At 54.8% G+C, this 26,863-nt stretch carries 19 protein-coding genes, 1 tRNA gene, 3 rRNA genes and 2 pseudogenes; 3 read left to right on the top strand and 22 right to left on the bottom strand.

Annotated elements, in window-relative coordinates; all coding sequences use genetic code 11:
* Positions 1-53 precede the first annotated feature (53 nt).
* From EAG14_RS03035 to EAG14_RS02975, 12 genes and pseudogenes are all read right to left on the bottom strand, one after another.
* On the bottom strand, positions 54-1,133 hold the full coding sequence (locus tag EAG14_RS03035) for a DUF695 domain-containing protein (RefSeq protein WP_099656735.1): 1,080 nt from the start codon (positions 1,131-1,133) through the stop codon (positions 54-56).
* 96 nt (positions 1,134-1,229) lie between these two features.
* Positions 1,230-2,435, bottom strand: a complete 1,206-nt coding sequence (locus EAG14_RS03030; protein WP_121728014.1) for an acetyl-CoA C-acyltransferase — start codon at positions 2,433-2,435, stop codon at positions 1,230-1,232.
* A gap of 65 nt (positions 2,436-2,500) precedes the next feature.
* Positions 2,501-4,300: a bifunctional isocitrate dehydrogenase kinase/phosphatase gene (gene aceK, locus EAG14_RS03025; protein WP_121728013.1), complete on the bottom strand. Its 1,800-nt coding sequence runs from the start codon at positions 4,298-4,300 to the stop codon at positions 2,501-2,503.
* A 53-nt stretch (positions 4,301-4,353) separates the two neighbouring features.
* Positions 4,354-5,013, bottom strand: coding sequence for a carbonate dehydratase (gene can / locus EAG14_RS03020; protein ID WP_099742098.1), 660 nt, complete (start codon positions 5,011-5,013; stop codon positions 4,354-4,356).
* Between the two features lie 146 nt (positions 5,014-5,159).
* Complete coding sequence (locus tag EAG14_RS03015; protein WP_121728012.1) at positions 5,160-6,308, bottom strand: DUF4034 domain-containing protein; 1,149 nt, start codon at positions 6,306-6,308, stop codon at positions 5,160-5,162.
* A 30-nt stretch (positions 6,309-6,338) separates the two neighbouring features.
* Entirely contained in the window at positions 6,339-7,529 is a 1,191-nt protein-coding gene (locus tag EAG14_RS03010; protein WP_121728011.1) for an isovaleryl-CoA dehydrogenase, read from the bottom strand.
* Positions 7,530-7,559: 30 nt separating this feature from the next.
* Positions 7,560-7,943 (bottom strand): PaaI family thioesterase, encoded by a 384-nt coding sequence (locus EAG14_RS03005; RefSeq protein ID WP_121728010.1) that lies wholly within the window; start codon positions 7,941-7,943, stop codon positions 7,560-7,562.
* Positions 7,944-8,064: 121 nt separating this feature from the next.
* Positions 8,065-8,459, bottom strand: a pseudogene (locus EAG14_RS03000) (MerR family DNA-binding transcriptional regulator).
* A 273-nt stretch (positions 8,460-8,732) separates the two neighbouring features.
* Positions 8,733-8,845, bottom strand: a 5S ribosomal RNA gene (gene rrf, locus EAG14_RS02995).
* Positions 8,846-8,998: 153 nt separating this feature from the next.
* Positions 8,999-11,877: ribosomal RNA gene (locus EAG14_RS02990) — 23S ribosomal RNA — on the bottom strand.
* A gap of 478 nt (positions 11,878-12,355) precedes the next feature.
* Positions 12,356-12,432: transfer RNA gene (locus EAG14_RS02980), tRNA-Ile, on the bottom strand.
* Positions 12,433-12,523: 91 nt separating this feature from the next.
* Positions 12,524-14,052, bottom strand: a 16S ribosomal RNA gene (locus EAG14_RS02975).
* The 16S, 23S and 5S rRNA genes sit together here with 1 tRNA gene alongside, the layout of an rRNA operon.
* Positions 14,053-14,622: 570 nt before the next feature.
* Between EAG14_RS02975 and abc-f the strand changes: the two genes are divergently transcribed.
* On the top strand, positions 14,623-16,515 hold the full coding sequence (abc-f, locus tag EAG14_RS02970) for a ribosomal protection-like ABC-F family protein (RefSeq protein ID WP_121728009.1): 1,893 nt from the start codon (positions 14,623-14,625) through the stop codon (positions 16,513-16,515).
* Positions 16,516-16,610: 95 nt separating this feature from the next.
* Here abc-f and EAG14_RS02965 read toward each other — a convergent pair whose 3' ends face one another.
* The 7 genes and pseudogenes from EAG14_RS02965 to EAG14_RS02935 all read right to left on the bottom strand — a co-directional run bounded on the left by EAG14_RS02965 (position 16,611) and on the right by EAG14_RS02935 (position 23,110).
* Complete coding sequence (locus EAG14_RS02965) at positions 16,611-17,723, bottom strand: chemotaxis response regulator protein-glutamate methylesterase (protein WP_121728008.1); 1,113 nt, start codon at positions 17,721-17,723, stop codon at positions 16,611-16,613.
* Positions 17,724-17,738: 15 nt separating this feature from the next.
* Positions 17,739-18,440, bottom strand: coding sequence for a chemoreceptor glutamine deamidase CheD (gene cheD, locus EAG14_RS02960; protein ID WP_099742104.1), 702 nt, complete (start codon positions 18,438-18,440; stop codon positions 17,739-17,741).
* Positions 18,441-18,517: 77 nt separating this feature from the next.
* Positions 18,518-19,423 carry a CheR family methyltransferase gene (locus EAG14_RS02955; RefSeq protein WP_099656743.1) on the bottom strand — a complete coding sequence of 302 codons (906 nt, stop codon included), beginning with the start codon at positions 19,421-19,423 and terminating at the stop codon, positions 18,518-18,520.
* Positions 19,424-19,530: 107 nt separating this feature from the next.
* Positions 19,531-20,019 (bottom strand): chemotaxis protein CheW, encoded by a 489-nt coding sequence (locus tag EAG14_RS02950; RefSeq protein WP_099656744.1) that lies wholly within the window; start codon positions 20,017-20,019, stop codon positions 19,531-19,533.
* Positions 20,020-20,071: 52 nt separating this feature from the next.
* Positions 20,072-22,215 (bottom strand): annotated as a pseudogene (locus EAG14_RS02945) (chemotaxis protein CheW).
* A 36-nt stretch (positions 22,216-22,251) separates the two neighbouring features.
* Entirely contained in the window at positions 22,252-22,614 is a 363-nt protein-coding gene (locus EAG14_RS02940) for a response regulator (protein ID WP_007853722.1), read from the bottom strand.
* 49 nt (positions 22,615-22,663) lie between these two features.
* Positions 22,664-23,110 (bottom strand): hypothetical protein, encoded by a 447-nt coding sequence (locus tag EAG14_RS02935; protein WP_099656746.1) that lies wholly within the window; start codon positions 23,108-23,110, stop codon positions 22,664-22,666.
* A gap of 179 nt (positions 23,111-23,289) precedes the next feature.
* Between EAG14_RS02935 and EAG14_RS02930 the strand changes: the two genes are divergently transcribed.
* Entirely contained in the window at positions 23,290-24,408 is a 1,119-nt protein-coding gene (locus tag EAG14_RS02930) for an ATP-binding protein (RefSeq protein ID WP_121728007.1), read from the top strand.
* On the top strand, positions 24,398-25,030 hold the full coding sequence (locus EAG14_RS02925; protein WP_369827637.1) for a response regulator transcription factor: 633 nt from the start codon (positions 24,398-24,400) through the stop codon (positions 25,028-25,030). Before EAG14_RS02930 ends, EAG14_RS02925 begins: the two co-directional genes overlap by 11 nt.
* Before the next feature lie 55 nt (positions 25,031-25,085).
* Here the strand turns inward: EAG14_RS02925 and fliR are convergent, their stop codons facing one another.
* From fliR to fliP, 3 genes are read right to left on the bottom strand one after another with little or no spacing between them, the layout of a single operon-like run.
* Positions 25,086-25,856 carry a flagellar biosynthetic protein FliR gene (gene fliR / locus EAG14_RS02920; protein WP_099658813.1) on the bottom strand — a complete coding sequence of 257 codons (771 nt, stop codon included), beginning with the start codon at positions 25,854-25,856 and terminating at the stop codon, positions 25,086-25,088.
* 13 nt (positions 25,857-25,869) lie between these two features.
* The gene (gene fliQ, locus EAG14_RS02915) at positions 25,870-26,139 is read right to left on the bottom strand and encodes a flagellar biosynthesis protein FliQ (RefSeq protein WP_099656748.1); all 270 of its coding nucleotides are present in this window, start codon (positions 26,137-26,139) and stop codon (positions 25,870-25,872) included.
* A gap of 15 nt (positions 26,140-26,154) precedes the next feature.
* Complete coding sequence (fliP, locus tag EAG14_RS02910; RefSeq protein ID WP_233195290.1) at positions 26,155-26,844, bottom strand: flagellar type III secretion system pore protein FliP; 690 nt, start codon at positions 26,842-26,844, stop codon at positions 26,155-26,157.
* Between the last annotated feature and the right edge of the window lie 19 nt (positions 26,845-26,863).

Below are 26,863 nucleotides of genomic sequence, written 5' to 3'. Positions count from 1 at the left end.
CAGCGTTCAAACCGTGACGGCAAGCGTGGCACGCCCACCAATGGACAAGGGGATCAGGACAGGTAGCCCGCGTACTCAAAGTAGCCCGACCATGCGGGGTCAAACCCCACCTTCAGCTCCAGCGAGGCGGCCTCGTCACGCAGCAGCAAAGGCGCCAGGGTTTGCTTGGCCAGTTGCTCATCGCTCACGTAATACAGGGCCTGGCGGCGGCCAGCGCGCATCAGCGTCATCGCCAAGATGCCCAGTTGCGGCACCTGCAGCAGCGTGGCGGCCTGGTCGTGCAGGTCTTGCACGGCGGTGAGGGTGTCGCTGTCGGGCACGGCCAGGTCCAGCGTCAGGGCGTAGGCCAGGTCGGCACGCATGGCCACGGCGTTGGCGCTGGTGTTGATCATCACCACGCCGGTCTCCTGCGGGCCTTCGCTGCCGTCCGCGTCCTCGTCGTCTTCGACGTCGTTGCCTTCATCGTCCACCGCGCAGTTGAACTGCAGCTCCAGCCCATCCCAGGCAGGCTCGCCCGTGGGAAAGTGGCCAGTGCGCCCCAGGGTCTGCACCCAGTAGGCGTCGAACACGGGCTGCAGCTGGCTCAGGGGCGTCCAAGTCACGTCCTGGTCGTAGTCTTCGCCCACAAAGTCCACCGCGCCCACCTTCACAGAAAAGTCGAATTCACCCAGCACATGGTCCATCATGATGAAGGTCATGTGGCGGGCGTGGTCCTCGAAGTCGTGCGGAATCTCGCGGGCAAAGCGCAGCTCCAGCGCCACCTGGCCGTTGTCTTGCTGCAGGGCCACCAGCACGTCGTTGGTGGACAGCTCAAACCCGTCCATGCCAATCGGAAAGTCAGGGTGCTTGCTGCGCTCGCGGAACGCCGTCACGCGGTAGTGCGCCAGCTTGGGCGCGGCAGCCACCACCTGCGAGAGCAGCGGAAAGTTCTCGATGCTGCCGTGGGCGGTGACGATCAGCTCGATCACCTCATCGTCGGGCCCGCCCTGCATCTCCAGCGCCAGGCCCTGCACATGGGGCGTCAGCAGGTCGTTGGCCTGCTCAACGCGCTCGCGCAGCGGCACGGCCTGGAGGGTGGCTTCGGCGGCTGCGAAATCGCGCCAGAACGCGGCGATGTGGGGAGTGGACGGCATGGGGTTCCTGAGGGGGTGAAAACCCGTAGTATTTCAGAAGCAGCAGCCCACTCCGCGCGGGATGGGCTGCTTTACATCAAGGCCGGCGGCGGGCCGTCACACCAGCTCAATGGCCATGGCGGTGGCCTCGCCACCGCCAATGCACAGCGTGGCCACGCCCCGGCGCAGGCCACGGGCCTGGAGGGCATGGATGAGCGTGACGATGATGCGCGCGCCGCTGGCACCGATGGGGTGGCCCAGCGCACAGGCGCCACCGTTGACGTTCACCTTGTCGTGGGGCAGGTTCAGCTCTTTCATGAGGGCCATGGGCACCACGGCGAAGGCTTCGTTGATTTCCCACAGATCCACATCGCCCACCTGCCAGCCCGCCTTGGCCAGCACCTTGTGCGTGGCGCCCACGGGCGCGGTGGCAAACCACTCGGGCTCTTGCGCATGCGTGGCATGGGCCACGATGCGGGCCACAGGCTGGCTGCCCAGCTGCTGCGCGGTGGACTGGCGCATGAGCACCAGCGCCGCAGCGCCGTCGTTGATGCTGGAGCTGGAGGCGGCGGTGATGGTGCCGTCTTTCTTGAAGGCGGGCTTCAAGGTGGCGATCTTTTCGAGCTTGACCTTGCCTGGGCCTTCGTCCACCGACACCACCACCTCGCCCGCGCGGGTCTTGACGGTGACGGGCACGATCTCGGCGGCGAATGCGCCGGATTCTGTGGCTGCCTTGGCGCGCTGCACGCTGGCGGTGGCAAAGGCGTCTTGCTGCTCGCGGGTGAACTGGTACTTGGCAGCGCAGTCTTCACCAAAGGTGCCCATGGAGCGGCCAGCCTCGTAGGCGTCTTCCAGGCCGTCGAGCATCATGTGGTCAAAGATGCGGTCGTGGCCCAGGCGGTAGCCGCCTCGGCCCTTTTGCAGCAGGTAAGGGGCGTTGGTCATGCTTTCCATACCGCCCGCCACCATCACGTCGTGCGTGCTGGCCAGCAGCATGTCGTGCGCCATCATGGCGGCCTTCATGCCCGAGCCGCACATCTTGCTGAGGGTGACGGCGCCCGCTTCTTTGGGCAGGCCGCCCTTGAAGGCCGCCTGGCGCGCAGGGGCTTGGCCCTGGCCCGCCATCAGGCAGTTGCCAAACAGCACCTCACCCACGGCACCGGGGGCAATGCCCGCACGCTGCACGGCAGCCTGGATGGCCACGCCGCCCAGGTCATGCGCGGCCAGCGCAGCAAAGTCGCCCTGCAGCGCGCCCATGGGCGTGCGCGCGGCGCCGGTGATGACGATGGGGTCTTGGTGGGCGGGGGCTTGAGGTGTCGGCATGGAGGTCTCCTGTTTTAAAAAGTGGAAAGAAGCATGGGGAACTGCGGTCGGTGCGTGCGCACCATTCAGGCGGGGGCGTGCACAAAACGCCGCTCCTGGTCGTAGGGAAAAACGTCGATCACATGGCCGGCCTGGATGCGGGTTTTGTGCGCCTGCCAGAAGGCGGCATCCAGCAGGTCGGCGTGGTGCTGCATAAAGGCATCGCGCACCACGGGCTGGGCCAGCAGAAAGGGGCCGAAAGTTTCGGGAAACACATCACGTGGGCCCACCGTGTACCAGACCTCGCCGCTCATCTCGTCCTCTTCGCTGCGGGGCGGGGGCACGCGGCGGAAGTTGCAGTCGGTGAGGTATTCGATCTCGTCGTAGTCGTAGAACACGACCTTGCCATGGCGGGTGATGCCGAAGTTCTTCCACAGCATGTCGCCCGGGAAGATATTGGCGGCCACCATGTCTTTGATGGCATTGCCGTACTCGACCACGCAGCGCTCGATCTGTTGGCGTGCATGCGGGTCATCAGGGCCTGCGTCCAGTGCCTCTTGCAGGTAGATGTTGAGCGGGATCATGCGCCGCTCGATGTACAGGTGCTTGATGATGACTTCGGTCTGGCCATCGCCATCGCGGTCGCTGATCTCCAGCTGGCTGGGTGCGAATTTCTCGATCTCGGCAATCAGCTCGTCGCTGAAGCGGTCGCGCGGAAACGCCACCTCGCTGTATTCGAGCGTATCGGCCATGCGCCCCACGCGATCGTGCTGCTTCACCAGCAAATACTTGCCCTTGACCTGTTCGCGCGTCGTGTCCTTTTGCGGCGGGTAGTAGTCTTTGATGAGCTTGAAGACGTACGGGAAGCTGGGCAGGTCAAACACCAGCATGACCATGCCCTTGATGCCGGGCGCAATGCGGAACTGGTCGGTGGAGTGCCGCAGGTGCTGCAGAAAATCGCGGTAGAACAGTGTCTTGCCCTGCTTGGCCAGGCCCAGCGCGTTGTAGATTTCGGCCCGAGGCTTGCGCGGCATGAGGCTGCGCAGAAACTGCACGTAGGCGCTGGGCACTTCCATATCGACCATGAAGTACGCCCGCGCAAAGCTGAACAGAATTTGCAGGTCTTCCTCACCAAACAGCGCGGCGTCGATGGTCAGTTGGCCCTGGTCATCGTGCAGGATGGGCAGGGCAAAGGGCACCTCGGTGAAGCCATTGATGATCCGCCCCACCGCGTAGGCGCCCTTGTTGCGAAAGAACAGGCTGGTGAGCACCTGGATCTGGAAGTTGGCCCGCAGCTTGACCTGCGCCAGCCGGGTTTGCATGGCGGCCAGCACGTGGCGCGTGTCGCGCTCCAGATGGGCAAAAGCGCGCTGCAGCCCGAAGTTCTCGACAATGGTGATCAGCGTCTGGTGCAGCGTATCGCGCGAGGGGTAGTAGGCGCGGTAGGTGGGCTTGGCGGTGGGCTCGTCGCTCTCGATGTATTCGGTGCTGACGGCCGGGCGCACAAAAATGAAGTCGTTCTGAAAATGCGTGCGGTGCAGTATCTTGCAGGTGACCGAGTTGAAAAACGTCTCGGCCAGCTCCGGCTGGTGGTGATTGACCAGCAGCCCGATGTAATGGAGCTTGGCCTGATGCCAGACGGCCATGGGCTGCGCCCCCGCACCAAATTCTTTCTCCAGCCGCCGCACGCATTCCTTCACGCGCAGGTCGTAGAACTCGATGCGTTCGCGCTGCGCCCGCTGCTGCCCCAGCCAGTCGGCGGTTTCAAACCGGTGCTTGGCGCGGGCCGATTCGGTGCGAAACAGGCGGTAATGGCGGTTAAAACCATCCATCATCGCCTTGGCGATGGCATAGGCCTGGGGAGAGTCGAGCCGCTGGGGAAACATGGCAGCGCAGGTAGGGGCTGATCGCCGGATTGCCCAGGGCCCGTTCTGGCGCCTTAACCCCGCCGCGTGGCAGCCACGCCAGCGATGGCCGCGCGGTACAGGGCGTCCAGGCCTTGGGTGCTGTCTACCGTCATGTGCAGGTTGTTGATGAGCCCGTCCTTGAGGCCATAGCACCAGCCATGCAAAGTCACCTTCTGGCCACGGCCCCAGGCGTCCAGCATCACGGTGGTCTGCGCAATGTTGACCACCTGCTCGATGGCATTGAGTTCGCACAGCACATCGTGGCGCCATTGCGGCTCCACCGAAGCGATCAGGTCGCGGTGGCGGTCACGCACGTCCGTCACGTGGCGGATCCAGTTGTCTGCCAAGCCCACGCGAATGCCCTCCAACGCCGCCAGCACGCCACCACAGCCGTAGTGGCCCACCACCATCAGATGCTCCACATGCAACTGGTCCACCGCATATTGGATGGTGGACAGGCAGTTGAGATCGGTAGGCACCACCACATTGGCCACGTTGCGGTGGACAAAGACCTCGCCCGGTTCCAGCCCCGTGATCTGGTTGGCCGGCACCCGGCTGTCGGAACACCCCACCCACATGTACTTGGGCTTTTGCTGCGCCAGCAAGCTGGTGAAAAAGCCGGGCCGCTCACGCTCCATCTGAGCCGCCCAGGCGCGGTTGTGTACAAACAGGTCGTCGATGGATGTAGGCATGGTGTCCTTTTAATGTGTCTTGTTTTGGAATGGGTACTTTGAGTTTGTGAGGCAAATGCCAGAAGAACAGCCCCACGAAGGCAGCTCTTCCGCAACTCCACAGCACCAATCACGCACTCATGCGGGCAAAATTTTCAGCGGTGGGATTACCGTATAGAAGCCAAATTGGCTGGTGCATGCTGGTTACCTTGTGCAGCAGCTGCCTCAAAAAGTTTGCGCGCTCGCGGAATATCTTTGTTGACCCCATTTCCTGTCATCAACAAATAGCCTAGCTTGTTCTGCGCCCAGTCATCGCCCAAAGCTGCCGCTTTCTCGTAATCAGGAATTGCGTCTGGCAAGCGATTCAGGCTCTCTTTGGCCCAGCCACGCCTCGCATAAGCTCTCTGTGCATCCGGCTTTAGCACCAAAAATTCACTCACAGAGTCGATCACTACCGCCCAATTCTCTAGGTCATAGGCGGCGCTCGATAACTTCCAAAGCGCGTCGGAACTTGCGCACAGGCTTGCGGCTTTCCTGTAGTGCACGATGGCTTTTGTGTTCTCTTTGGACATGCTGTAGAAATAGTCCCCCTGAGTCATCTCCGCCTTCCACTGCAGGGCACGTCGCCGCGCCGGTGCCAGCGGAGCCTTCATAGCCCGCTCCACAAGGAAGTCAATATCCTCAGGATGTCCACCCCAACGCTGGTCCAAAGCCTTGATCGCCACCCAGCGAGCAGACAAATTGGCGGGATCTCGTCTTTCCGCTTCCTCTATCCAACCAAGGGCGGCGGGTCTACCACCAGTCGCACGTGCAATCTGGATCAGGCCGGCTATCGCTAGGGGCGAGTTGGGTCGAATTTCCAACGCCACCTTGAGATCAGTGAATGCCTTCGCAAACTCTGCACCCATCGCGGCGAACTGCTCAGAAGAAGTCTGGTTTGCAACCGCACTGCCCCGCTTTTTATAAGCAACCCCTATGTGATAGTTTGCGCGGACTATGCGCGCCATCAAATGGCGAGGCCGCTCTGCAATCCATTGCTTCAAAATCGGATCAAACGATGCATCGGCCGAAGACACGGCTCCATCAATCAACAAAAAAAGGGCGAGATCGCTGTACTGACCAGCTTCGTAACGTTTGAGCCGGTCTTCCAGAGCATCCTCCAACCCCTTGAAGTTCTTCGTTTGTATCAATTCACGCAACTGCGCAACAGAACGGTTGTCGACCAGGGATTCAGGCGATGGGTCACAAGACTGAATCGCCTGTGCTCGGGATAGCAAGGGAAATAGGAGCGCTAAAACTATCCAGTAAATTCTCACGTTTTCTCCATGCCAAGGTCCGAGCGGAAACTACATTGTCTCTGCGAACAGTTCCCGTCCAATCAGCATGCGCCGGATTTCGCTGGTACCGGCGCCGATTTCGTACAGCTTGGCATCGCGCCAGAGGCGACCCAACGGGTATTCGTTGATATAGCCGTTGCCGCCAAAAATCTGCACGCCTTCGCCCGCCATCCAGGTGGCCTTTTCGGCGCACCACAGAATGACGCTGGCGCAGTCCTTGCGCACCTGACGAACATGGTCCGTCCCCAGCATGTCCAGGTTCTTGGCCACGGTGTAGGCGAACGAGCGCCCCGCCTGCAGCACGGTGTACATGTCTGCGACCTTGCCTTGGATGAGCTGGAACTCGCCAATGCTTTGACCAAACTGTTTGCGGTCGTGAATATAGGGGATGACGTTGTCCATCACCGCCTGCATGATGCCCAAAGGCCCTCCAGTCAGTACGGCACGTTCGTAGTCCAGGCCGCTCATGAGCACCTTGGCGCCTTGGTTCACCCCGCCCAGCACGTTCTCGGCGGGCACTTCAACGTCCTGGAACACCAATTCACCAGTGTGGCTGCCGCGCATGCCGAGCTTGTCGAGCTTTTGTGCTATGGAAAACCCCTTCATGCCTTTCTCGATCAGGAAGGCCGTGACACCGCGCGCGCCCAATTCGGGCTCCGTCTTGGCATAGACCACCAGGGTGTCGGCGTCCGGGCCATTGGTGATCCACATTTTGTTGCCGTTGAGCAGGTAGTAGCCGCCCTTGTCCTCGGCCTTGAGCTTCATGCTGATCACGTCCGAGCCCGCACCGGGCTCGCTCATGGCCAGGGCGCCCACGTGCTCACCGCTGATGAGTTTGGGCAGGTACTTGGCCTTCTGCGCCCCATTCCCGTTGCGATTGATCTGGTTCACGCACAGGTTGCTGTGTGCGCCATAAGACAGCCCCACCGAGGCGCTGGCGCGCGAGATTTCCTCCATCGCCACCATGTGGGCCAGGTAGCCCATGGCGGCGCCGCCGTACTGTTCAGGCACGGTGATGCCGAGCACGCCCAAGTCGCCCATTTTGCGCCACAGGTCCATCGGAAATTGGTCTGTGTGATCGATCTCCGCAGCGCGGGGCGCAATTTCCGACTGCGCAAAATCCCGCACGGCATCTCGCAAAGCATCGATGTCCTCACCCAGTTGGAAGTTCAAACCAGGAAGGTTGGATGGAAGGCTCATGGGGTTGTCTCCTTATCAGAATGGTTGGTGTCAATCACGCAGTTGCTCGCGCCCCGCTACCGCCATCAAGGTGCAGCCCATGGTGGCAACGAGCTTTTCATGCCCCGCCTGCAGCGCAAAGGCATGGCCTTCAGATACGGTGATCGTACGCCCAGACTTCAGCACACGACCTTCCATGCGAAAGCACTCTCCCGAAGCGGGCGCCAGCAGATTGATCTTGAACTCGATGGTGAGGACCGCAACCTCCTCAGGCATGAGCGTCAAGGCGGCATAGCCGCAAGCGGAATCCAGAGCAGTAGAGACGACGCCAGCGTGCAAAAAACCATGCTGCTGGGTCAGTCCGGCAGCCCAGTCCAGCTCGATATCGACCGAGCCCGGTGCAATAGCAGCCAAGCGAGCGCCCAGCGTTGCCATCGCGCCTTGTTTGCGAAAGCTGTCTTCAACACGGGACCGGAATGATGTACACCGAGGCTCAAACTTAGAAGCGGTCACGAAAGCACCATGAATTGACGTTTACGTAAACGTCAATTATGAATCATTTTTGCTTTTCTGACTTCAACAACAAAGCACGCGCCTCTTTTTCGTGGTCTCGGACTTCTTCCAGATTGGCCTGGAGGTCTGCCAATTGCGCCTCCAACTGCTTGCGATGGACTGCAAGCACATCCAAAAATTTTTTCAACTGCACGCCCGTATCTCTGGGACTGTCATACAGATCGATGATCTCTTTGGCCTCCGTCAGGGAGAGGCCTAGACGCTTGGCCCGCAGTGTCAAACGCAGACGCGTTCGATCACGCGCACTGTAAATACGCGCCCGCCCCCCACCCCTGTGCGGTCAGGCTGCAACAAGCCCATGTCTTCGTAAAAACGGATAGCCCGTGTAGTGAGATCGAACTCTTTGGCGAGCTCGCTGATGGTGTAGGTGTTGGCCATGCTGAAGGAAACCGTGTCGCGGAGCCCAAAAGCACCACTCGGTTCAAATTGACGTTTACGTTTTCGTCAATGCTATAGCAAAGCGGACGATGTAGCTGGAGTAATGCCGTGAGCAGTCGGCTGAGCGGCTTTGATCCCTTCACCGAGCAGAAGTTAGCCTGCCGGAGCAATGTCAGCATATGGCCATCCGAGGTTGGGGATAGTGTTCATTTCGATAGCCCCAAACGCAAAACCCCCCAATCCGTTGGGACTGGGGGTATTGGGGCTATAAGAGCCTGACGATGACCTACTTTCACACGGGAACCCGCACTATCATCGGCGCAAAGTCGTTTCACTGTCCTGTTCGGGATGGGAAGGAGTGGTACCAACTTGCTATGGTCATCAGGCATAACTTGGTGCTGGGCTGTTCGTGGAACAGCCTGGCGAATTCATAGAGTTTGGAATCAGATTTTATGTGTTTTGACTGCGTCAACTTGGCATAACAATCTTTGAGCTTTTCACACAAGCATGACTGCTTGAGCGTTGGCTATCAAAGTTATAGGGTCAAGCCTCACGAGCAATTAGTATCAGTTAGCTTAACGCATTACTGCGCTTCCACACCTGACCTATCAACGTCCTGGTCTTGAACGACTCTTTAGGGGGCTCAAGGCCCCGGCAGATCTCATCTTGAAACGAGTTTCCCGCTTAGATGCTTTCAGCGGTTATCTCTTCCACACTTAGCTACTCGGCAATGCCACTGGCGTGACAACCGATACACCAGAGGTGTGTCCACTCCGGTCCTCTCGTACTAGGAGCAGGCTTCCTCAAATCTGCAGCGCCCACGGAAGATAGGGACCAAACTGTCTCACGACGTTTTAAACCCAGCTCACGTACCTCTTTAAATGGCGAACAGCCATACCCTTGGGACCGGCTACAGCCCCAGGATGAGATGAGCCGACATCGAGGTGCCAAACACCGCCGTCGATATGAACTCTTGGGCGGTATCAGCCTGTTATCCCCAGAGTACCTTTTATCCGTTGAGCGATGGCCCTTCCATACAGAACCACCGGATCACTATGTCCTGCTTTCGCATCTGCTCGACTTGTCAGTCTCGCAGTTAAGCACGCTTATGCCATTGCACTATCGTCACGATGTCCGACCGTAACTAGCGTACCTTCGAACTCCTCCGTTACGCTTTGGGAGGAGACCGCCCCAGTCAAACTGCCTACCATGCACTGTCCCCGATCCAGATAATGGACCTAGGTTAGAACCTCAAACACACCAGGGTGGTATTTCAACGTTGGCTCCATGAGAACTAGCGTCCTCACTTCAAAGCCTCCCACCTATCCTACACAGATCTGTTCAAAGTCCAATACAAAGCTACAGTAAAGGTTCATGGGGTCTTTCCGTCTTTCCGCGGGGAGATTGCATCATCACAAACATTTCAACTTCGCTGAGTCTCAGGAGGAGACAGTGTGGCCATCGTTACGCCATTCGTGCAGGTCGGAACTTACCCGACAAGGAATTTCGCTACCTTAGGACCGTTATAGTTACGGCCGCCGTTTACTGGGACTTCAATCAAGAGCTTGCACCCCATCATTTAATCTTCCAGCACCGGGCAGGCGTCACACCCTATACGTCCACTTTCGTGTTTGCAGAGTGCTGTGTTTTTATTAAACAGTCGCAGCCACCGATTTTTTGCAACCCCTTTGGGCTCCCTCTGTACGAGTTCACCTACTTGGGGCATACCTTCTCCCGAAGTTACGGTATCAATTTGCCGAGTTCCTTCTCCTGAGTTCTCTCAAGCGCCTTAGAATACTCATCTCGCGCACCAGTGTCGGTTTGCGGTACGGTCGTCAATAGCTGAAGCTTAGTGGCTTTTCCTGGAAGCAGGGTATCACTCACTTCGTCTGCAAGCAGACTCGTTATCACCCCTCATCTAAGCCCGGCGGATTTGCCTACCAGGCACGACTACAGGCTTGAACCAACATATCCAACAGTTGGCTGAGCTAACCTTCTCCGTCCCCACATCGCACTATTGATCGGTACAGGAATATTGACCTGTTTCCCATCAGCTACGCATCTCTGCCTCGCCTTAGGGGCCGACTCACTCTACGCCGATGAACGTTGCGTAGAAAACCTTGCGCTTACGGCGAGGGGGCTTTTCACCCCCTTTAACGCTACTCATGTCAGCATTCGCACTTCTGATACCTCCAGCATCCGTTACCAGACACCTTCACAGGCCTACAGAACGCTCTCCTACCACGTGCAATAAATTGCACATCCGCAGCTTCGGTAACTGGCTTAGCCCCGTTACATCTTCCGCGCAGGACGACTCGATCAGTGAGCTATTACGCTTTCTTTAAATGATGGCTGCTTCTAAGCCAACATCCTGACTGTTTTAGCCTTCCCACTTCGTTTCCCACTTAGCCAATTTTAGGGACCTTAGCTGGCGGTCTGGGTTGTTTCCCTCTTGAGTCCGGACGTTAGCACCCGGTGCTCTGTCTCCCAAGCTGTACTCGTCGGTATTCGGAGTTTGCATAGGTTTGGTAAGTCGCCATGACCCCCTAGCCTAAACAGTGCTCTACCCCCGACGGTAATACTTGAGGCACTACCTAAATAGTTTTCGGAGAGAACCAGCTATTTCCAAGTTTGTTTAGCCTTTCACCCCTATCCACAGCTCATCCCCTAGTTTTGCAACACTAGTGGGTTCGGACCTCCAGTACCTGTTACGGCACCTTCATCCTGGCCATGGATAGATCACTTGGTTTCGGGTCTACACCCAGCGACTGATTCGCCCTATTCGGACTCGATTTCTCTACGGCTTCCCTATTCGGTTAACCTTGCCACTGAATGTAAGTCGCTGACCCATTATACAAAAGGTACGCAGTCACCCTTGCGGGCTCCTACTTTTTGTAAGCATGCGGTTTCAGGATCTATTTCACTCCCCTCCCGGGGTTCTTTTCGCCTTTCCCTCACGGTACTGGTTCACTATCGGTCGATTACGAGTATTTAGCCTTGGAGGATGGTCCCCCCATATTCAGACAGGATTTCTCGTGTCCCGCCCTACTTTTCTCTAACTTAGTACCACACGTCTGTTTTCGCATACAGGGCTATCACCTGCTATGGCCGAACTTTCCATTTCGTTTTGCTAACAGTCGTGCTATCACTAGAAGGCTCTTCCGATTTCGCTCGCCACTACTTTCGGAATCTCGGTTGATGTCTTTTCCTCGAGCTACTGAGATGTTTCAGTTCACCCGGTTCGCTTCGCATACCTATGTATTCAGTATGCGATACCTCTTGCGAGGTGGGTTTCCCCATTCAGAAATCTCCGGATCAAAGCTTATTTGCCAGCTCCCCGAAGCTTATCGCAGGCTATCACGTCTTTCGTCGCCTGTAATCGCCAAGGCATCCACCACATGCTCTTAGTCACTTGACCCTATAACTTTGACATCTCTTTCAAGATATCGCCATTATTTTCAAGGACTTGCCAGGTCTTTCACCTGACGCGTTATGCCGTAATGTGAATAATTCCTCGACTCCAGGTATTTCTACCTTTCATCTGAGAACATTCGTCATTACTGAATTTCAATCAGCTTTCGCTTATTGAATATTCGTTTTGACGCAATCAAAAAATTGTCATCAGAGGCACGGTCTGCACTAAACCTTTACGAATGTGCAGTTTCCTCTGACAACTCTGATTCGACTCTATGAATTTTTAAAGAACAGCCGATTGATCAATCGATATTGATCAACAACAAAGTGGCCTTTTGCAAAGCCGCTTTGGTGTTGAAGTCCTATGCTTGTTGGTGGTGGAGGATGACGGGATCGAACCGACGACCCCCTGCTTGCAAAGCAGGTGCTCTCCCAGCTGAGCTAATCCCCAATTTCCTCTCACGTATCCGTCTATTGGAATATGGTGGGTCTAGTTGGGCTCGAACCAACGACCCCTGCGTTATCAACACAGTGCTCTAACCAGCTGAGCTACAGACCCATTCCGCCTTCTTGCGAATGACTTCGCAAGTCAGCAGCTTGTTCCAACAACCGATAAGTGTGGGCGTTCAATATTGAATGCAGTTTTCCAGAAAGGAGGTGATCCAGCCGCACCTTCCGATACGGCTACCTTGTTACGACTTCACCCCAGTCACGAACCCTGCCGTGGTAAGCGCCCTCCTTACGGTTAGGCTACCTACTTCTGGCAGAACCCGCTCCCATGGTGTGACGGGCGGTGTGTACAAGACCCGGGAACGTATTCACCGCGACATTCTGATCCGCGATTACTAGCGATTCCGACTTCACGCAGTCGAGTTGCAGACTGCGATCCGGACTACGACTGGCTTTATGGGATTAGCTCCCCCTCGCGGGTTGGCAACCCTCTGTACCAGCCATTGTATGACGTGTGTAGCCCCACCTATAAGGGCCATGAGGACTTGACGTCATCCCCACCTTCCTCCGGTTTGTCACCGGCAGTCCCATTAGAGTGCCCTTTCGTAGCAACTAATGGCAAGGGTTGCGCTCGTTGCGGGACTTAACCCAACATCTCACGACACGAGCTGACGACAGCCATGCAGCACCTGTGTTATGGCTCTCTTTCGAGCACTCCTCTATCTCTAAAGGATTCCATACATGTCAAAGGTGGGTAAGGTTTTTCGCGTTGCATCGAATTAAACCACATCATCCACCGCTTGTGCGGGTCCCCGTCAATTCCTTTGAGTTTCAACCTTGCGGCCGTACTCCCCAGGCGGTCAACTTCACGCGTTAGCTTCGTTACTGAGTCAGTGAAGACCCAACAACCAGTTGACATCGTTTAGGGCGTGGACTACCAGGGTATCTAATCCTGTTTGCTCCCCACGCTTTCGTGCATGAGCGTCAGTACAGGTCCAGGGGATTGCCTTCGCCATCGGTGTTCCTCCGCATATCTACGCATTTCACTGCTACACGCGGAATTCCATCCCCCTCTACCGTACTCTAGCTATACAGTCACAAATGCAGTTCCCAGGTTGAGCCCGGGGATTTCACATCTGTCTTATATAACCGCCTGCGCACGCTTTACGCCCAGTAATTCCGATTAACGCTTGCACCCTACGTATTACCGCGGCTGCTGGCACGTAGTTAGCCGGTGCTTATTCTTACGGTACCGTCATGGACCCCAGGTATTAACCAGAGTCTTTTCGTTCCGTACAAAAGCAGTTTACAACCCGAAGGCCTTCATCCTGCACGCGGCATGGCTGGATCAGGCTTTCGCCCATTGTCCAAAATTCCCCACTGCTGCCTCCCGTAGGAGTCTGGGCCGTGTCTCAGTCCCAGTGTGGCTGGTCGTCCTCTCAGACCAGCTACAGATCGTCGGCTTGGTAAGCTTTTATCCCACCAACTACCTAATCTGCCATCGGCCGCTCCGTTCGCGCAAGGCCTTGCGGTCCCCTGCTTTCATCCTTAGATCTTATGCGGTATTAGCAAAGCTTTCGCTTCGTTATCCCCCACGATCGGGCACGTTCCGATGTATTACTCACCCGTTCGCCACTCGTCAGCATCCGAAGACCTGTTACCGTTCGACTTGCATGTGTAAGGCATGCCGCCAGCGTTCAATCTGAGCCAGGATCAAACTCTACAGTTCGATCTTGATAAATTTAAAGTCTTTCGACTTAACTCATAAAAACGGAATTGAAGTGAACTTCACTTCTATTCTCATGAGCGTTTGTAGTGCTAAGCACTAGTTCCAAAGAACTTGGCACTCGCCATCAAACGCCCACGCTTATCGGCTGTATATTTTTAATGAACCGGATCACAAAGCAACCGAAGTTTTCTTTATTTTCCCGACTTAGCTGCAATCAGCTGAGCCTTGAATTCTAGCACAAGTTTTAAAGTCCTGTCAAACTTGAGGGTCTTTGCAGTTTGCAGCAATTACCCTTTTCAGAACAACCACCGCATTTAGCGCAGCCTTTGATTGTACAACAGTTTTTAACCCGCCGACAACAAAAACCTAACTTTCTGCAATCCCCTTCGCCACCTTAACAATCTAAACCGTCTCAGTAGCGAAGCCCTCTATCATAGCACCGTTTTAGAGACTCAAACAAGTCAGCAAGAGATTGTTAAGAACCTACTCCGCAAATCCGGCCACCCCTAGCAGCAGACAGAGCGCCGCCTCAGAGGGTGAATCGAGTGAGCCACTCATAATTCAGGCCTTATGGCACTCATCACACTCATCAATGCGCAACTGGCCTTCGGCCACGTTGCATTACTAGACCATGCAGGCTTCTCTCTTGAGCAGACGGAGCGTGTAGGTCTGATTGGCCGCAACGGCGCAGGGAAGTCGTCCTTGCTCAAGATTCTGGGAGGACTGGCAAAGCCAGATGACGGCAGTCTGCAGGTACAGCAAGGCGTACGCATTGCGTATGTGGCACAGGAGCCCATCCTAGACGCCGAAGCTACGATCTTCCAGGCAGCCTCCGCCGGCTTGCAGCGAGTGATTGCCATACGGGAGCAGTACCTGGCAGCCGAGGAAGGTGTGGACCTGGACGCCCTGCAATCAGAAATTGAAGCGTTTGATGCCTGGAACTGGGAGCAGCGCGTGGAAGAAACTCTTCAAAGACTTCACCTTCCACCCGAAGCGGTCGTGGGCACTCTTTCGGGAGGAACCAAGAAGAGAGTGGCGTTAGCCCAGGCACTCGTGTCACGCCCAGATGTATTGCTGTTGGATGAACCGACCAACCACTTGGATCTGGACTCCATTGAGTGGCTGGAAGATTTGCTGCTGGACTTTCCGGGCAGCGTAGTCACCATCACACACGATCGGGCATTCCTTGATCGGATTGCAACCCGGATTGTGGAGTTAGATAGAGGCCAGCTGCGCTCGTATCCTGGCAACTTCGCTCAGTACCAACTCCAGAAGGAAGAGCAGCTAGCGCAAGAGGCCGTCATCGCGGCCAAAGCCGACAAACTGCTGGCACAAGAAGAAGTGTGGATTCGCAAAGGTGTGGAAGCAAGACGCACCCGAAGCCAAAGCCGAATCAGCAGACTGGAAGCGTTGCGCCAGAAGCGTGAAGCACGGCGCGACGTGGTGGGCAGCGTCAAAATGGACGTCGCAACCGGATCAGGCAACGGATATCAAGGCAAGATCGTTGCAGAACTCACTAATGTGGGCAAGGCATTTGGCCCCAAACAGATTGTCCAAGGCTTTACTGGCACTATTTTGCGCGGCGACAAAGTCGGCTTGATCGGTCCCAATGGTGCGGGCAAAACCACCTTGCTGAAACTCATTTTGGGCGAACTCCAACCCGACGAGGGCAGCATCAGGCAAGGAGCCAATCTTCAGATCGCGTACTTTGACCAAATGCGCCATGCCATCAATCTCGATGCGACGCTGGAAGACTTCATCAGCCCTGGCAGCGAGTGGATTGAGATTGGCAATCAACGCAAACACGTCAAAAGCTATCTCAGCGATTTCCTGTTCTCACCAGCCCGCGCTCATTCACCGGTGAGTTCACTCTCAGGGGGAGAGCGCAATAGATTGCTTCTGGCAAGACTGTTTGCACGGCCAGCCAATGTCCTGGTGCTGGACGAGCCTACGAACGATCTGGACATCGACACCCTGGATCTGCTGGAAGAGCTGCTAGAAAGCTATCCGGGCACCGTCTTCTTGGTCAGCCACGATCGAACCTTTCTGGACAACGTCGTCACCAGCACCATTGCATTCGAAGGCAACGCTCACTGGCGGGAGTACGAAGGCAGCGTTCAGGACTGGTTGATCCAATCCAAGCGTGCCCGCGCTCAAGCACCCGCAGACAACAAAAAGGTTTCTGCGGAGATTCCAGCTCCAACAGCAGTCCAGGGCTTATCCAATAAGCGCGAGCAGCTATCAAAAAAGAAGCTGAGCTACAAAGAGCAGAAAGAACTGGAGCAACTACCGGCGACCATCGAGGCGCTAGAGGCAGAACAAAAGATGCTGAACGAGCAGCTTGCCGATGGAAGCCTGTATGCATCTGATGGGATCAAGGCAACAGCAATGATGACAAGGGTCGCAGCCATTGAAGAAGAGCTGCTCTTGGCACTAGAGCGCTGGGAAGCACTGTCTGCCTAGCCCTCAAAGCACTTGGCAACCAAACTACTCCACCGATTGCCAAGTGCTTTTTCTCACGCACTCGGGCGATCATGCCCGATGGACCGCTCTCCGGATCAAATGCGGTGCAGCACCCGATCCGAAGAGCCCCTCAACTTGGTCAACAGCGCGCCCGCAATTTGGCCCAGCGGAAGAACCTCATCCGCAGCGCCATGCGCTATGGCCTCTCTAGGCATGCCAAACACAATACAACTGGCCTCATCCTGCACATAGTTGTAGCTGCCAGCGTCCTTCATCTCTCGCATCGCAGCGGCGCCGTCATTGCCCATTCCGGTCAACATAATGCCAAAGGCGTTGCGCCCAACCACTGCAGCGGCTGATTTAAACAAGACCTCAACGGAAGGCTTGTGCCTATTGACGGCAGGTCCGTCATCAACGACAGCTACGTAGTTGGCGCCACTGCGCGCCACATGAAACTGCTTTCCGCCGGGCGCAATATAAGCATGCCCGGGCAATATCCGTTCACCGTTCACCGCCTCTTTCACAATGATCTGGCAAAGCCCATTGAGCCTGGCGGCAAAACTGGTGGTGAAGCCTGGCGGCATGTGTTGTGTGATCACAATCGCAGGGGAATCCGCAGGCATCTGCACCAAAACCTCTTTGATGGCTTCAGTCCCGCCTGTGGATGCACCAATGCAGATGAGCTTTTCAGTGGACAGACGTCCCAGCAACCCCATGGCAGACACGGGGGCTGCAGCGGCCCCGCCCGCATGCAGAGGCGCAGGCGCCTGAGCAGGCGTCTCGCGGATGGCGCCACGGCGCACTTGCGCAACAGCAGCAACACGAATTTTGTCCACAATTTGCTCGGCCAGATCATTCAAACCATTGGCCAGCCCCACACGCGGCTTCGCAACAAAATCAATGGCGCCCAACTCCAGCGCCTTCATAGTCACTTCAGCGCCCCGCTCTGTCAGCGTGGAGATCATCACAACAGGCATGGGACGCAAACGCATCAACCGCCCCAGGAAATCGATGCCATCCATCCGGGGCATTTCAACATCCAAGGTAATCACGTCAGGATTGAGTTCCCGAATCATTTCTCGTGCGATCAGAGGGTCGTTGGCTGTTCCAATGCACTCCATATCACGCTGGCGGTTGATGATCTCGGCAAGCAGGCTACGAACCAGAGCCGAGTCATCCACAACAACCACCCGAATTTTCTTACTCATCAACTCGACCTTTTATCAAAACAAGTCCACAGAGCCACCCGCATTGCTCTTGGCGACAGTGGCAGCATTGCCCCGAACTTCTTGCGCGACATCTGGATGGGCATGGGCCAATCGCTTGACCATCGCCTTGCCAGTGACCGGGAAGAAAACCACCTTCCTGGGATAAATATCGAGAACATCTTCAGAAACAATCGGAATTCTCTCCGTGTGCAGGTAATTCAGTACGAAATTTGTATTTCGCTCACCGACATTCATTGTCGTGAAATTATGCATAACCTGCGCGCCACCAAATATCTTGGCCTGCATTGTTTCTCGCCGAGCGCCCAACTTCAGCATTTCATTGATCAACACTTCCATTGCATAAGAACCGTATCGACCAGATGAGTCAGCCATATCTCCATCAGGAAGCATAAAGTGATTCATGCCACCGATGTGTGCACGACTGTCCCACAAACAGGCAGCAATACATGACCCCAAGACAGTCATGATCACCATATTCTCATTGGCAACAAAATACTCGCCGGGCAACACCTTGACAGCATTGTGCTGAAAATGATGATCCAGGTAGAAAAAAGATGCTTCACCAGGGCGTTTAGGCCGGGCCTTTAATTCATCTAACGAAGAGTCCCTTGCAGCCCCTCCAGCAGAATAAATATCCGCACTCAATGGTGCTATTCGCGGAGCTCTACGCCGCTCAAGGCCAGCCTGAGATGCCATTCCAGCAGCACCAGAACTGGAGGGTACACCAGAGTGAAAGTTGGTCATGGGAACGGTGGCTTTATTGTTCAACAAGGTCAACGGCGTTCATAAACCGTCTTCCCCCGCAAAGTAAAAAGATCCTTGGATTCGCTGAAATTTTCAGCGTGCCCGACAAAAAGCATCCCACCTGGCTTCAGTACACGGTGAATTTTTTCCAGAACGCGCCTTTGCGTCGGAGCATCAAAATAAATCATGACATTCCGACAAAAAACCACATCAAAGGGCTCTTTGAAAGGCCAATCGTCCCTGATCAAATTCACGCTCATGAAGTCAATCAACCGACGCAACTCCGGCTTGACTCGCACCATCCCTGAATTAGCGCCTTTTCCTTTCAAGAAAAACCGCTGCATCTTGTCTTGGCTAACCCCCTTCATGCTGTCAAGACGATAAACCCCATTTCCAGCAGTTGCCAAAACTTTGGAATCAATATCGCTGGCAACCAATTTAAAAGAGGGGTTTGAACCCAGCGCTTCAAAGGCCGTCATGACAATAGAATAGGGCTCCTCACCAGTAGATGCAGCGTTGCACCAAACCTTCCATTGAGTTCCCGAGGGGCGGCTTTGAAGATGGGAAGCAAATATTTCAAAATGATGCTGCTCCCGAAAAAAAGCTGTGAGATTTGTCGTCAACGCATTGACAAATTCCTGCCATTCAGGGCCATCGTTGGTTTCAAGCCAGCTTAAATAGTCATGGAAACTAGCATGTCCCGTCTCTCTCAAACGGCGGGAAAGCCTGCTATAAACCATTGCATGTTTTCCATCATGCAAACTAATTCCCGCACGCTGGTAAATCAGTGATTGAACTCTGGCGAAATCAGCATTTGTCCACACAAACTCTCTGCCCTGTGCAAGAGGTCCAGTGGATGCTGCACCATTACCCTCTACATCAATTCGAGCAACGGGTGCACGGGTGTTTTTTAATGCGTTAGTGGCTTGGGGCATATTTCATCCGAAGGGAATATTTGCTAGCACATATTTCTTGCCAATCACAAGCAAGCCAACACAAGCCCTTTCATCTGCACCACGTGCAGACAAGTAAATTTCACAAATTACTCGTCAACCGTGACCAACCCCATATCGACACCAGACATCAGCTTTTCAATATCCAGAAGAATTAGCATCCGCTCTCCCACGGATCCCAGTCCCAAGATGCAACTGTTATCAATTGCACTTTCAATATCGGGTGCAGAACGAATACTATCCGCAGTCAACTCCATGACATCACTCACAGAATCCACAACAATTCCGACGACTCTATTGCGCAAATTCAAAATAATAACAACAGTAAAACTATTGTAATCTGCCTGCGCGCAATTGAATTTGAGTCGCATATCAACAATAGGAACGATAGTTCCTCGAAGATTCACGACCCCTTTAATGAATGCGGGGGCATTTGCGATACGAGTTGGTTGCTCGTATCCCCTGATTTCTTGAACCTTCAAGATATCAATGCCGTACTCCTCTTGATCCAACCGAAAAGTCAGATACTCCCTGGCCCCAGCTGGAGCCACATCTGCAGTTTTTCCAACAACACTCATAACAGCTCCTCAAATTGCGATCAAAACCAAATTCACTGACCACAATTTCTATTTAATGCCTCGCCCGGCGAACCAAGCCACCCGTATCCAAAATCAATGCAACGGTTCCATCGCCCAAAATAGTGGCACCAGATACATTTGGAACCTTGCGGTAATTAGATTCGAGGTTTTTCACCACAACTTGGTGTTGTCCAAGCAATTCGTCTACAAGCAGCGCAACACGACTGCCATCGGCCTCCACCACGACCATAATATTGCTTGATTTATTCAAATCAAATCGTGGGACCTGGAATATTTTCTCCAGCGCGATGACAGGCATATATTCATCACGAACTTTAACCAGTTGGGAGCCTTGCGCAACCGTACTCACATCATCAGCATTGACCTGGAAAGACTCAACCACAGAGGAAAGCGGCAAGATATAAACCTCTTCTCCGACCCCAACCGACATCCCATCCATGATGGCCAGTGTCAATGGAAGGCGCACGGAAACCTTCATGCCATAGCCTTCTGCTGAGTCGATTTCAACAGAGCCATTGAGTGCGGCGATATTCCGCTTGACAACATCCATACCGACACCGCGACCAGACACGTCCGTAACCTCTTCGGCTGTAGAGAATCCAGGGGCAAAAATCAGCTGCCACACTTCTGAGTCCGTCATCTGATCAGATACATCAAGCCCACGCTCTTGGGCCTTTTTCAGTATCTTTTCACGAGACAAGCCCCGACCGTCATCGCGGACATCAATCACAATCGATCCGCCCTGGTGGGATGCCGACAAAGTGATCGTCCCATGCTCAGACTTGCCTTTCGCCAATCGATCTGCAGGCAATTCAATCCCATGGTCACAACTATTCCGGACCAAGTGCGTCAAGGGATCTGTGATTTTCTCAACCAGTCCTTTATCCAATTCAGTGGCTTCACCCAAAGTCACTAAATCCACTTTTTTACCCAGTTTGTTCGCCAAATCTCGCAACATCCGAGGGAAACGGCTGAACACAATAGACATAGGGATCATGCGAATCGACATGACCGACTCTTGAAGGTCTCGGGTGTTGCGATCCAGATCTGCCAAGCCAGCTAGCAATTGTTGGTACGCACCAGCATCCAAACCCCGGCTGTTCTGCGCCAGCATGGCTTGTGTAATCACCAACTCACCGACGAGGTTGATCAGTTGATCCACCTTGTTCACGGCCACACGAATGGTTGTTGACTCCATCTGTGCTTGTGATGGCGCCTTTTGCTCGGACGACTTAGGCGCCACGGCCTTGGCGCGGGGTGCTTCATCTGCCACAGGAACCACAGCGTGTGCGACCTCTGCAGCGGCAGCGGGAGCTCCCGGTGCATCATTAAAAAACCCATAGGCCACGTCGGTATCGGACGCTGCTACAGAGACCATCTCTGCGTCAGGCAAAGCGGTGACCGCCGCGGCACCAGCATCAACAAAACGGACTTGATCTTTGGACACATGGAAAGCAAAGAGGTCAAGCAAGTCTTCAGTGGAGGACGTTGTCTCTACCGCAAACACACGCATGTCAGGAACTGCACCCGAAATATCCTGAATGGAGCCCAGCCCCGCAATGTCACGGAACAATTCTTTGATCGCATCAGCTTGCTCCAGACGCTCAAGCGGTCCGATGTGAATCTCCAGTTGCCGAATCTGACCAGGGACATGAGGTGCTAACGCTGGTGCTGCGGCTACAACCGGGGGAGCAGCAACGGGAGCCGGAGCAGAAGCAGGCGGAGCCAAAGGCATTGAATCAGACGGAGGAAGGCCTGCAGCAAGGTCACTGATGCGCTTTACCAAAGCAGTGGTGGAGACAGCTTCACCTTGTCCACCAGCCTGATGCCGGGCCAGCAAACTGCGAGAGGCATCCGCCGACTCCAGCAGAACGTCTACCATTTGTGGAATGGGCTGAAGCTCGTGCCGGCGCAGCTTGTCGAGAAGCGACTCCATCTGATGGGTCAACTCAGCCACATCAGAAAAGCCAAAAGTTGCAGCCCCCCCTTTATGGAGTGAGCGCATCGGAAAATACCGTTGAGTTCTTCATCATTGGCGTTGCTTAAATCCAGATCCAAAAGCATTTGCTCCATTTGGTCTAGATTTTCCCCAGCCTCTTCGAAAAAGATCTGATAGAACTGACTCAGATCAAAATCAGCGCCTGACCCAGATCCTTCTTGGTAGGTTTCTGCCATGGTTGGCTCCTATTTGATTTTCTAAATTAGGCCGCTTTAGCGGATTACCTTTTGAATCACTTCAATGAGTCGATTGGGATCAAAAGGCTTAACCAACCACCCCGTAGCACCCGCAGAGCGTCCTGCCTGCTTCATTTGGTCACTGGACTCGGTTGTCAAAATCAAAATAGGAATGGTTTTGAACTTTGGATGCTCACGGAGTTTTCGCGTAAGGCCGATACCGTCCAACCTTGGCATGTTCTGGTCCGCCAAAACCAAGTGAATGTCATGGCTTTCCGCTTTTTCAAGGGCATCTTGCCCATCCACCGCCTCCACCACGTGGTAACCCGCACCAGTCAAGGTGAAAGACACCATTTTTCGCATGGATGGTGAATCATCTACGGCAAGTATCGATTGCATGTAAGGCTCCAACTGACTTGAATATTTAGGTTAGCCAATAACGTGACGATCAGAATAAATCGACGGAACCAGCATCCATTTCGCTCTGTGTAACAGGGTTTGGCCTGTCGGGCGCCATTTCGGCAAAGGGTGCAGCTTCTTCACCTTCCTCTTGCCCCATGGCCTCTGAAGCAAGGCGAAAAGCACAGCCTTGTAATACCTTGGTGGTGTGCCAAATCAACTGAGATGCCATGTCCTGAAACTGCAATTCAGTCACAGCACTGCGCAAGGCATTCTTCGCAGCCTGCAGTTCAGGGGAGTCTGCAACAAAGGAGTCCGTCAAAACAGCATTGGCCTCGCCAAAGCGTTCGAGCAAGTTGTCTGTTGCATGGCTAAGCAGCCCTTCCAAGCGGTGCAAGTCGTGCATGACCACCAGCAACGAGTCCTGGAGTTCAGCTGCCACCATGACAGGAACTTGAACCCCTGGCCCTCCAGGCGTTGTTAGCGTAGATTGCATCGTTTCTCCATCGCAAAAGCAGCCACAAAGCACGCGCGTGCCATCAAAGACGGCGTTTTATGGACATTTTGCTACTAGCAAGCCCAATTGCCTGAACTTATTGGACGCTGGGCAACCAACCCCCTCAATCGGACAAACACCCTTGTTTGTTCCAAAATGTATCCTATGATAACGCCCCTATGGTCACGATAGCACCAGAGCAACAGCTTCAAATACTCCACCTTGAAGATTCGCTTGCTGATCAAAAACTGGTGCACCGCGTCATTCTTCGGTCTTACCCCTCGGCAGCAATCACACCGGTTGACTCTCTGGATGCCTTTGCGGCACTTGTTTCCCTGAGGTCATTCGACATCATCCTAGCGGACTACAGGCTCAACGGGTTTACGGCGCTTGATGCATGGCAACATGTTGCGCAATTGCATCACCGCCCCCCCTTCGTTCTGGTTTCAGGAGCGGTTGGCGAAGCTGCTGCGGTCGATGCCATGCACCTCGGCATCGCCGACTACCTTCTCAAAGATGACATTGGCCGACTCCCCCATGTCATGGCGCGCGCCATTGAAGTGCACCAAGCCAATAAAGACCGCGAGCTGGCCGTGGCAGAGTTGGCAGAGTCTCAAAAACGGCTGGCGGCTTTAGCGGAGCACTTACAGACATCCATTGAGCAAGAGCGCGCAGCCATCGCACGCGAAATTCACGATGACATCGGCGGAGCACTGACCGCAGTTCGCTTCGACATCGCATGGATAGGTCGGCACGCGACGACCGACGCCATGAAAGAGCATGCAGCGGCAGCCACAGACATGTTGCAGCATGCTGTGGGTGCCAGCCAGCGGATCATGATGAACTTGCGCCCCCCGGTACTGGAGCAAGGGCTAGCCGCGGCGGTCAAGTGGCTGGCATCAGGTTTTGAGAGAAGAACAGACATCCCGGCTCACGTGCGCCTCAACAAGGAAGACATCCATGTCAGTCCAGAAATCCAACTGGTGGCGTACCGCACCGCCCAAGAGGCACTGACCAATATCGGCAAATACGCGCAGCCCAGCAAAGTGAGCATCGACTTATCCGACTATGAGGGCATCCTAACGTTGGAAATTGCAGACAACGGGTGCGGCATGGGCCCCGAAATGCGAACCAAGCCCAAAGCCTTTGGACTCAAAGGGCTTCAAGAAAGGGCTCGCACTGTTGGCGGCTGGCTGGATATCAGCAGTCAGCCCACAAAAGGCACATGCATCACGCTGACAGTCCCGCTAACATCGTCACCAACAAAGTACCAAGAGGGGGAAGTTTGTGGCGATTAATGTTGTTCTGTGCGATGACCATGCCGTACTGCGTCGGGGCATCCGCGACACGTTGATTGAAGCCCATGACATTCAAGTCACAGGAGAGGCTGGCAGCTACTCAGAGCTTCGGGAAGTTTTGCGTAGCGCGCCCTGCGACGTTTTGCTCCTTGATCTCAACATGCCTGGCCGCAGCGGGCTGGAAGTGTTGGCAAGCCTGAAAGAGACAAATTCGGAGATCAAGGTACTGGTGGTGTCCATGTACCCAGAAGACCAATACGCACTGCGCTGCCTCAAAGCAGGCGCCCAAGGGTATGCCAACAAGGCAGGGGATCCCGTGGCACTGATTGCAGCGGTTCGCACCGTCATGCAGGGACGCAAGTATTTGACTGCCGAGGTAGCGCAGATGCTGGCAGAAAGTCTTTCGCAGCCTGTGCAAGAAACACCCCACGCTGCACTGTCTGAGCGCGAACTGCAAACACTCATCAAAATTGCATCAGGCCGTCGCCTGTCGGATATTGCGGAAGAACTGATGCTGAGCCCCAAGACGGTGAGCGTCTATCGATCCAGGGTCCTTGAGAAGCTGCAACTCACCAACAATGCGGAACTGACGGTGTATGCAATACGCAACCAACTGGTCTAGCAGACGCGTGGCAGCGTGCAGCAAGCGCCCTGTATCGGTCAGCCGCGAACGAGAGCTATCTCTGTGCGGCAAAAATATCTACCGCCTGCTGCATGAGTGTCAAGATAGGCTGCTCGAGCATGGGTAAGGTGGCTGTAATACCGAGCATCCCGACCGTGAGTGTCACAGGGAACCCCACGGCATAAATATTCATCTGTGGCGCAACACGGGATATCACCCCCAACGCAAGATTGACGAACAGCAGCAAGGCAATCATCGGCAGCGCAATCCACAAAGCGCTCGAGAACAGCGATGCCCCTAGTTCGTACAGCCGCATCTGATTCAAGGCACTTAAAAAATTGCCGTTCACGGGAAATCGATCGAAGCTCTTGACGACCGCCATCACCACCATCAGGTGCCCATTAACCACGATGAACAACAACATGGACACATTGCCGAAAAAGCGAGCTACTGCACTGATTTGTGCATTGCTTGCCGGGTCAAAAAATGAAGCGAAATTCAACCCCATCTGCAAACCAATGATTTCCCCTGCCAGCTCCACAGAAGAAAACACCAAACGGACAGCAAAACCAATCGATAAGCCAATCACCACCTGCTGCACGACGGCCCCAATCGCATCTCGCCCATTGATATCCACGATTGGCTGATTGACCAAAATACCCTGGGCACAGAGGGCAACAAGAAACGCTAAGCCAATCTTGACCCGCATGGGAATCATGCGCATGGAGAAAATCGGCGCCACAGAAAATACCGCCAGCACCCTCAAAAATGGCCACAGCACTGGCGATAGCCAAGCAACCAGTTGCGCCTCATTGAAGGTGATCACGCGCAATCCAACGTCAACCGACAACGCTTGGAATGGACTCAATGGTTCGACGGATGTAATCCACCAAAGTGCTGATCATCCAGGGGCCACCAATGGCGAACACAATCATGGCTGCGATCAGCTTGGGCACAAAAGCCAGCGTCGCCTCATGGATCTGCGTCACTGCCTGAAAAATGCTGACCACCAAGCCCACAGCCATGACCACGCCCAATACGGGCATCGAGATCATGAGCAACAAGGTCAGGGCATCCCGCCCCATGGTCAAAACCATCTGAGAAGTCACCGCAAGCTCCTCGGGTCAAGTCACAAAGCTGGCAGCCAATGAACCCAGGAGAAGGTTCCATCCATCGGCCAGAACAAATAGCATGAGCTTGAAAGGCAGTGCAACCAGCACAGGGGACAACATCATCATCCCCAAAGACATCAAGATACTGGAAACCACCATATCGATAACCAGAAATGGGATGAAGATCATGAACCCTATCTGGAAAGCAGATTTCAACTCACTGGTCACAAACGCCGGCACCAGCACCCGCAGCGGCGCCGTTTCGGCGGTCACATCAGACCCCAAACGAGCCAAACGGGAAAACAAGGCAAAGTCTGACTGCCGCGTTTGCTTAAGCATGAATTCGCGCATGGGCGCCTCTGCTTTTTGCAACGCTTGTTCAAAGCCAATGGCATTAGCGGTGTAGGGCACATACGCATCCTGGTACACCCGATCCAAAGTCGGCCCCATCACAAACATCGTCAAGAACAAGGAGAGTCCAATGATGACTTGGTTGGGGGGAGCCGACTGGGTTCCAAGCGCCTGCCGAAGGAGCGACAAGACAATCACGATGCGCGTAAAGCCTGTCATCAACAGCAGCACGGCAGGCAAAAAGGAAAGCGCCGTGAAAAACAGCAGTGTCTGGATGGGCACAGAATAGCTATTACCGCCAGAGCCTGCCCCCACCAGGATCGGCAAAGAACTTCCTGCCGTTTGGGCCATGGCGGGCGACTGCGCCAGT

The sequence above is a fragment of the Acidovorax sp. 1608163 genome, from assembly GCF_003669015.1.
GTDB lineage: Bacteria > Pseudomonadota > Gammaproteobacteria > Burkholderiales > Burkholderiaceae_C > Acidovorax.
Note: the sequence above shows the minus strand (reverse complement) of the source record. Positions and strands in the feature narration are given on the sequence as shown.

Bases quoted from the DNA above. Each gene is read 5' to 3' on its own strand.
- EAG14_RS03035 (WP_099656735.1), bottom strand. From the start codon at position 1,133: ATGCCGTCCACTCCCCACATCGCCGCGTTCTGGCGCGATTTCGCAGCC.
- EAG14_RS03030 (WP_121728014.1), bottom strand. From the start codon at position 2,435: ATGCCGACACCTCAAGCCCCCGCCCACCAAGACCCCATCGTCATCACC.
- aceK (WP_121728013.1), bottom strand. From the start codon at position 4,300: ATGTTTCCCCAGCGGCTCGACTCTCCCCAGGCCTATGCCATCGCCAAG.
- can (WP_099742098.1), bottom strand. From the start codon at position 5,013: ATGCCTACATCCATCGACGACCTGTTTGTACACAACCGCGCCTGGGCG.
- EAG14_RS03010 (WP_121728011.1), bottom strand. From the start codon at position 7,529: ATGAGCCTTCCATCCAACCTTCCTGGTTTGAACTTCCAACTGGGTGAG.
- EAG14_RS03005 (WP_121728010.1), bottom strand. From the start codon at position 7,943: ATGGCAACGCTGGGCGCTCGCTTGGCTGCTATTGCACCGGGCTCGGTC.
- abc-f (WP_121728009.1), top strand. From the start codon at position 14,623: ATGGCACTCATCACACTCATCAATGCGCAACTGGCCTTCGGCCACGTT.
- EAG14_RS02965 (WP_121728008.1), bottom strand. From the start codon at position 17,723: ATGAGTAAGAAAATTCGGGTGGTTGTTGTGGATGACTCGGCTCTGGTT.
- cheD (WP_099742104.1), bottom strand. From the start codon at position 18,440: ATGGCATCTCAGGCTGGCCTTGAGCGGCGTAGAGCTCCGCGAATAGCA.
- EAG14_RS02955 (WP_099656743.1), bottom strand. From the start codon at position 19,423: ATGCCCCAAGCCACTAACGCATTAAAAAACACCCGTGCACCCGTTGCT.
- EAG14_RS02950 (WP_099656744.1), bottom strand. From the start codon at position 20,019: ATGAGTGTTGTTGGAAAAACTGCAGATGTGGCTCCAGCTGGGGCCAGG.
- EAG14_RS02940 (WP_007853722.1), bottom strand. From the start codon at position 22,614: ATGCAATCGATACTTGCCGTAGATGATTCACCATCCATGCGAAAAATG.
- EAG14_RS02935 (WP_099656746.1), bottom strand. From the start codon at position 23,110: ATGCAATCTACGCTAACAACGCCTGGAGGGCCAGGGGTTCAAGTTCCT.
- EAG14_RS02930 (WP_121728007.1), top strand. From the start codon at position 23,290: ATGGTCACGATAGCACCAGAGCAACAGCTTCAAATACTCCACCTTGAA.
- fliP (WP_233195290.1), bottom strand. From the start codon at position 26,844: ATGGCCCAAACGGCAGGAAGTTCTTTGCCGATCCTGGTGGGGGCAGGC.